This window comes from Sphingopyxis sp. (assembly GCF_035565275.1).
Taxonomy (GTDB): Bacteria; Pseudomonadota; Alphaproteobacteria; order Sphingomonadales; family Sphingomonadaceae; genus Sphingopyxis.
In genome coordinates, this window is sequence record NZ_DATMST010000170.1 from 1 (window position 1) to 6101 (window position 6101).

Consider the following 6101-nt stretch of genomic DNA (forward strand, 5'->3'; position numbering starts at 1 on the left):
AGGCGCCTGCGGCCGCGCCGCTGACCGCGCTGGTCGGCGGCACGGTCGTCGGCATCGACGGCGGCGCGCCGATTTCGAACGCCACCATATTGGTGCAGGGCGAGCGCATCCTGAGGGTCGGTCCCGCAGCTTCCATCGACGTCCCCGCCGGGGCGAAAGTGGTGCCGATGAATGGCAAGTGGCTGATCCCCGGCCTGATGAACATGCACGTGCATTTCGGGCTGAAGCTTCCCGGCGCCGCGGGTGCCGAACTGATCAACGAGAAAGACGGCGAGGAAGCCCTGCGCATGGCGGACAACGCGCGCCGGACGCTGCTCGCCGGGGTCACGACGGTCCGGCTGACCGCCGAGGACCGGGGGCTCGACTTCATGCTCAAGCGCGCGATTGCGAAAGGTCAGGCGGTCGGCCCGCGTATCGAGACCGCGGGCGAACTGATCGTCCCGACCGGCGGCCACGGGTCGCTCGAGGCTGATGGCCCTGCCGAACTCAGCAAGGCGGCGCGAACGCAGATCAAGGGTGGCGCCAGCTGGATCAAGATTGCGATCTCGGGCGGTATTTCGGACACGCACGGCAGCATTTCCGCCGCGCCGATGACCGATGCCGAACTGTCGACGATCATCGAGGTCGCACACCGCAACGGGGTGAAGGTGACTGCGCACAACGGCTCGTCCGAAGCGGCGCTTCAGGCGCTGAAGTTCGGGATCGACTGTTTCGAGCATGGCTATCACCTCAACGACGAGGTGCTCGCGAAGATGAAGGCGCAGGGCGCCTGGCTGGTGCCGACGATCGTCGTCAGCCAGCCGGGAGCCTATGAATTCTATCGCAAGATCGGTTCGCCCGAATGGTATCTCGACCGCGTCGCCTCGACCGGCAAGGACCATTGGGCAGTCCTGCAGAAGGCGATCAAGCTCGGGGTCAATGTCGCGCTCGGCACCGATCAGTTTCCGTTCGAGCCCAATGGCGGAACGACCGCGACCGTCGCCGAGGCCGAACTGTACCAGAAAGCCGGCATGACGCCGCTGCAGGCGCTGCAGGCGGCAACGATCAAACCGGCGGCGATGCTGGGGATCGACAAGGAGGTCGGGCGGATCGTCGCCGGCCAATATGCCGACATCGTCGCCGTCACCGCTGATCCGGCGAGGGATGTCGCGGCGCTGCGCACGCTCGACTTCGTGATGAAAGGCGGGGTCATCTACCGCAACGACGCAGCGCCTGAAACGATCGCGCACTGATTCGATAAATGGGGGTCGCCATGAAATATCGCCTGCTTTCCGCCGTCTTCCCGCTCGCCATCGTCGTAGGGGGCCCCGCCGCGGCACAGACCGTTGCGCTTGTTGGCGGCAATGTCGTCGATCTGGCCGGCAAGGCGCCGCTGCGCGATGCCGTGGTGCTGATCGACGGCGAACGCATCCAGACGATCGGCCCGCGTGCCTCGACGCCGGTCCCGCCGGGGGCGACGGTCATCCCGATGGATGGCAAATGGTTGATCCCCGGCCTGATGAACATGCATGTCCACCTCGCGCTCAACCTGCCGGGGGCGTCGCGCATTCATAACGAAACCCCCGACTCGATGGCGCTCCGCACGCTCGACAACGCGCAGAAATCGCTGTGGTCGGGGGTGACGACGATCCGGCTGACGGGATCCGACGCCGGGGTCGATTTCACCGTCAAGCGCGCGATCGACAGCGGCGTTTTTGACGGGCCGCGTATCCACACTGCGGGCTCGTCGATTGTTGCGACTGGCGGGCACGGCAAGACCGAGGTTAACGGACCAGCCGAATTCGCACGTGCGGTACGCGAACAGGTGAAAGCCGGCGCCACCTGGATCAAGCTCGGCATTTCGGGCGGAATTTCGGACACGCACGGCGACATCGGCGCGTCGCCCTTCACCGATGACGAACTGAAAACCGCGATCGAGGTGGCGCACCGCAACGGCGTGAAGGTCACCGGCCATACGGGCTCGCCTATCGCGTCCGAGGCCGCGATCGATGCCGGGATCGACTGTTTCGAACATGGCTATTTCCTGACGCCCCCCGTCCTCGCGAAGATGAAGAAAAAGGGCGTCTGGTACGTGCCGACGATCGTCGTGAGCCAGAGCGGTGCCAAGGCTTTCTACAAGAAGATCGGCTCGCCCGACTGGTATCTCGATCGCGTCGATTCGGTCGGAAAGGCGCATATCCAGTCCCTGCGCGACGCGATTTCTGCGAGGGTCGATATCGCACTCGGCACCGACCAATATCCGTGGGAACCCAACGAGGGCACGACGGCGACCGTCCGCGAAGCCGAAATCTATGTCGACGCGGGGATGACCCACGCGCAGGCGCTCCGCGCCGCGACGATCGAACCGGCGAGGATGCTCGGCGTCGACAGCGAGGTCGGGCTGCTCAAGGCAGGTTATTATGCCGACATCATCGCGGTGGACGCCGATCCGACGCAGGACATTCGCGCGCTGCGGACGATCGGATTCGTGATGAAGGGCGGCAAGCTGATCCGCAACGACGCGTCGCAATAATAGACGACGAATCGCGTGATTTTTGTTACATCGCCGCGGCCGCCATCGACGGATGGTGCCGCGGCCCGTCGTCGATGACCCCTTGCTCGGGGGCATCCGCGCAATAACCCTGATCGGGGCCGTGCGCCTTCCCGTCGCGCAGTAGCTGCTGACGGAGAATGCATCAAATAACTGATAAAAATAGTAAAAATTCATCAATTCAGATTCTTGAATGATCTGGATCCGGCGGAGACCGGTCGTCGCGAGCGAGAACCGCGGTGCTCATAATTTGCGTTCAGCGCAACGAACGCGAATTTGTAATGTTGTTGAAACAACAGTGCAACTGACGGACACTCTCCGAAACACCGCGGTCACGAAGCCGCCAACGAAGCAATATAGTTACAGGGAGTTCCATGTGAAAAAGACGCTGATACTCGCATCCGCGCTTGCGGCCCTCAACTTCGCGGCACCGGCGGCGGCCCAGGACAAGCCTGCGACCGACGTTCTTTCCAAGATGTTCATCTGGTGGAACGAGGCGTTCAGGACGCCCGGCGCCTATACTCCGGAAAATTTCTCGAAATTCTTCACGCCCGATGCGACGCTGGTGCTCGAAGGCCGCACCGTCATCGACGGCGTCGGCCAGTGGGCGACCCATTTCCAGCGTATCCAGTCGGGCGGCGGCGACGTCGAGATCGTCGTGCCGTTCAAGGATGTCTTCGAAGCCGGCGACCGCGTCTACACCTATCACGTCATCCGTTCGCGGCGTGACGGCAAGACCGGCTGCTCGCTCGCGGCCGGCCATGCCGAGCTCGAAGGCGGCAAGATCGCATCGATCGTCCTCGTCCGCCACACGCTCGAAGCGGGCAAGGATCCGCTCGACCCGCAATGCTGGACCAAATGACGCCCTGACGGCGGCCGTGGAGAGGATTGGATCAAGGGACCGGCGGACAGGACCGCCGGCCAACGAGGGGGTTTTGACATGAACTGCATCAATCAGGAAAAGCGTGGCATTGGCCGTTTTGCCGTGGGGGTCGCGACCGCGGCGATGATCGGAGGTTTGACCGCCGTCCCCGCTTATGCCCAACAAGCGGGTGCGTCCGAAAGCGCCGGTGCGGGCGAAATCGTCGTCACCGCGCAGCGCCGCGAACAGAGCCTGCAGGATGTTCCGATCGCGATCACCGCGCTGACCGCGGAAACGATCAAGAACCAGAATATCCAGAGCGTCGACGATTATTTCGCGATGACGCCGAACGTCAGCTTCCAGTCGAACGGCTCGCGCGACCGCAAGGACCTCGCGATCCGCGGCATTTCGAACCAGCTCAACCCCTATGCCGACGTCCGGCAGTCGAGCTATGCCTTCTATGTCGACGAATTCAACGTCGCTGCAGGAACGAGCAACCCGCAGATCGTCGATCTCGAACGCATCGAGGTGTTGCGCGGGCCGCAGGGCACCTATTTCGGCCGTAATGCCGTCGGCGGCGCGATCAACGTGATCACGAAGAAGCCGGTCGACACGTTCGAAGGCGAAATCGAACTCGGCTACAGCCGCTACGACACCAAGCGCGCGCAGGGGGTGATCAATATCCCCGTCGTCAGCGGCCTGCTCGCGGTCCGCGCCTCGGGCCAGATCGAAAAGTCCGACGGCTATATCAAGAATATCAACCCCATCGGCGGCGGCAACGACAGCGAATATTATACCGGCCGCATCCAGGCCCGCTTCACTCCGCTCGACAATCTGACCTGGGATTTCAACTACAGCTATTCCGATGAAGAGGTCGGGATGCGCAACGGCGTGCCGACCGGTTTCGTCACGCGCACCTGGGCTTCGGTCTATTATGGCGGCAATGCCGGGCTGATCGGCGATCCCGACGGCGTCGGTTTCTATCCGGACAACAAAACCCGCGTGAATTTCAACCGCGAACAGCGCGTGGGCAGCAAGTTCCAGTATTTCAGCACGCGTGCGGTGTGGGATTTCGGACCCGTAGCACTGACCGCCGTGGGCGGCCACCTGACCGCCGACGTCTTCAACTATGGTGATGTCGACGGCGGCAGCCGCGATTATTTCTACGAAGACCTGCAGCTGAAAAGGAAGTCGACGAGCGGCGAGCTTCGCCTGCAATCGACGGGAACCCAGTTCCTCGACTGGAGCCTCGGCGCGTCGCTCGGCAAGGATAGCGGCGAAAGCGAACAGTCGACCTATCATGGCGCCGACAGCCCGCTTTGCCCGGCCGCGAGTGCCGGCGATTGTGACGGGCTCGAGGTGACGGGCGCGGACGGTGTCAGCTCGAGCCGCTATTTCGCGGTCTTTGCGCAAGGTACGCTCAACTTCAGCGAGAAATTCTCGGCAACTGCGGGCCTCCGCTATTCGTGGGAGAAGGTGACGAACATATCGCAGACCCGGTCGAACACGGTGATCACCGGAGACAACGACCGCGTCGCCGATTTCGAGGACATCTCGCCCAAATTCACACTGACCTATAAGCCGAACCGCGACTGGATGATCTTCGCCACCGCGTCGCGCGGTTTCAAGTCGGGTGGTACGCAGACGACGAACAGCGCTGCGCTGACCAACGAATTCAAGCCCGAAACGCTCTGGAACTACGAACTCGGGACGAAGTTCGACCTGTTCGACAAACGACTGCGCGTCGACGTCACCGGCTTCTACATGAACTGGAAAGACGTCCAGCAGACGATCCGTTTCCAGTTTATCGATCCGGTCACCGGTCTCCTGCGCGGGGTCAGCGGTATCGCCAACGCGGCATCCGCCGAAAGCTATGGTGTCGAGGCGAGCTTCGATGCGCGGATCACCGATCACTGGACGCTTGGCGGCAACGTCGGTTTCAACAAGTCGAAGTACAAGGATTATCCGAACGCGCTGATCGACGGTATCGTTATCGATATTTCGGGCGAGCAGCTCACCAACGCGCCCGAATGGACGCTCGGCGCGCAGACCCAGTATACGCTGCCGCTCGGCGACCGTTTCGAGGCCTTTGTCCGTGCCGAGTGGAATTATCGCGATGCGATGATCTCCAATCCCTATTATTATCTCTACAAGAATGTTGCAGGCGAGCCTTTCACGAGCCCGAGCTATCACAATGTGAACCTGCGCCTCGGGGTCGAGGACGAACGTCTGCGTGCGGTGGTGTTCGTAGAGAATCTGTTCGACGCCGATTATTATGCCAACGCTTATGAAAAGGCGTTCTACAGCGGCGTGCAGGTCGAACCGTCGTACCGCGTCTTTGGTGTGAGCCTCGGCTATAAATTCTGACGAGGTTTCGGGGGCGGTTCCGGTCGCAGCCGCCCCCGTCTTATCCGCCGACCGATGATGATTGCCGCACTGGAGAATGCCATGATCGACCGCCGACGCTTTATGGAGGTTGCGGCGGCGACCGGTTTGTCGGGAATCGTGCCATCGGCACTGCAGGCCCAGGCCATCGGCGCCGATGGCGCGCTGGAGGCGTTGCTGCAACGGCACAGCGAAGCCTATCTGCGCCGGTCACCCGAAGAGGCGACGGCGAATAATTTCGATGTCGGTACACATGCCATGCTCCGCGGGCGGCTGGACGACCGGTCGCTCGCGGCGCGCGCGACCGATCGCGCCGCGATCCGC

General features: G+C 62.5%; 4 protein-coding genes and 1 pseudogene. All 5 read left to right on the forward strand.

Going from position 1 to position 6101, the window contains the following annotated elements:
- The coding region (locus VN047_RS11865) for an amidohydrolase family protein (protein WP_325542923.1) at positions 1–1232 on the forward strand (1232 nt) is incomplete at its 5' end.
- Positions 1233–1252: 20 nt separating this feature from the next.
- Entirely contained in the window at positions 1253–2512 is a 1260-nt protein-coding gene (locus VN047_RS11870) for an amidohydrolase family protein (protein WP_325542925.1), read from the forward strand.
- 394 nt (positions 2513–2906) lie between these two features.
- The gene (locus VN047_RS11875; protein ID WP_325542927.1) at positions 2907–3392 is read left to right on the forward strand and encodes a hypothetical protein; all 486 of its coding nucleotides are present in this window, start codon (positions 2907–2909) and stop codon (positions 3390–3392) included.
- Positions 3393–3470: 78 nt separating this feature from the next.
- Positions 3471–5759, forward strand: coding sequence for a TonB-dependent receptor (locus VN047_RS11880; protein WP_325542929.1), 2289 nt, complete (start codon positions 3471–3473; stop codon positions 5757–5759).
- Between the two features lie 81 nt (positions 5760–5840).
- Positions 5841–6101 (forward strand): annotated as a pseudogene (locus tag VN047_RS11885) (DUF885 domain-containing protein); the annotation flags it as partial.

Bases quoted from the DNA above. Each gene is read 5' to 3' on its own strand.
- VN047_RS11870 (WP_325542925.1), top strand. From the start codon at position 1,253: ATGAAATATCGCCTGCTTTCCGCCGTCTTCCCGCTCGCCATCGTCGTA.
- VN047_RS11880 (WP_325542929.1), top strand. From the start codon at position 3,471: ATGAACTGCATCAATCAGGAAAAGCGTGGCATTGGCCGTTTTGCCGTG.